1 protein-coding gene and 1 pseudogene are annotated in these 1,163 nt (G+C 65.2%); one reads left to right on the top strand and one right to left on the bottom strand.

The window, feature by feature from the left end; translation table 11 throughout:
* A partial coding sequence (locus AB4Y86_RS19315) for a GtrA family protein (protein WP_441403732.1) occupies positions 1–528 on the bottom strand: 528 nt, incomplete at its 3' end.
* Between the two features lie 252 nt (positions 529–780).
* On the opposite strand from AB4Y86_RS19315, the pseudogene AB4Y86_RS19310 reads away from it, so the two are divergent.
* Positions 781–1,163 (top strand): annotated as a pseudogene (locus AB4Y86_RS19310) (5-(carboxyamino)imidazole ribonucleotide synthase); the annotation flags it as partial.

The following is a 1,163-nucleotide window of genomic DNA, read 5'->3' as shown; positions in this document are numbered from 1 at the left end:
ACCCTGCTCCGGGACGGTGACGCCCGGCTGGGTGTGCGGCGGCCGGTCGATGATTTCGTGATCGTGCGAGAACTCCGGCTCGTCGTCGAGTTCCTTGTTGAAGACCAGGAACCGGTAGGCAAAGAACCGCACCACCGTCGCGACGAGGATGCCGACAATTCCGGCGGAGAAGAGCATGTTCTTGTCCGTGATTCCCATGCCGTACTTGGCGAGGGCGGTGAGGCCGGTGGAGATGCCGATACCAATGCCGTTAATCAAGACGAACATCATGAATTCGCGCAGCACGTTGGCCTGGCGGCGGTGGCGGAAGGTCCAGAAGCGGTTCGCGATCCAGGAGAAGATCGTGGCGACTGTGGCCCCGACGAACCGGGCCTTCGCTTCGCTGTCGGACATGGCGCCGTGCATCAGGTAGTAGGTCAGGCCGTTGTCGATGACGAAGGCGACACCGCCGACGGCGCCGAACTTCGCCACTTCGCGCCAGAAGAGCGAGGCAAGGCCGCGCATCCGGTCCGCAAGTGTGTTAATCATGACCCTCCGTGGCCTTTGAATCGGTTGGCCAGATGGCCGACGGCCCATTTTAGCGCCGTTTCCCGGGTGGACGCCCCGGCCTCCTCTAATCCGGCGCGAGGATCAGGGTGGTTCGTGCCAGTTTACGCCGCAATAATGGCCCTGTTTCGGGGGGCCGGGCGCGCGGCGGCCGGTTCCTGTGAGCTTTTCGGTAGGCTGGTAGACGTGACTTTTCCTGTAATCGGGGTGGTTGGCGGCGGCCAGCTTGCCCGCATGATGGCTCCGGCCGCCACCGCCCTCGGCTTCGAACTCCGCGTCCTGGCGGAAGCTGAAGACGTCTCCGCGGTCGCTGCCGTGGCCACGGCCCCCGTCGGCGACTACACCGACCTCGACCAGTTGCTGGAGTTCTCCCGCGGACTGGACGTCCTTACCTTTGACCATGAGCACGTCCCCACCGGTCACCTGCGCGCGCTGATCGATGCCGGCGTCAACGTCCACCCGGGCCCGGACGCGCTGGTCAACGCCCAGGACAAGTTGGTGATGCGTGCCGCGATCGACCGGCTGGAACTTCCCAACCCGCGTTGGGCCGCCGTGGCCGACGTCGACGCTCTCGTCGCTTTCGGGGACGACACCGGCTGGCCAGTCGTGCTGAAGAC

It is taken from the genome of Arthrobacter sp. 2YAF22_2 (assembly GCF_052114645.1).
In the GTDB taxonomy this organism is placed as follows: domain Bacteria; phylum Actinomycetota; class Actinomycetes; order Actinomycetales; family Micrococcaceae; genus Arthrobacter.
The sequence above is the reverse complement of the archived record's forward strand: the minus strand, read 5'-3'. Positions and strand labels throughout refer to the sequence as shown.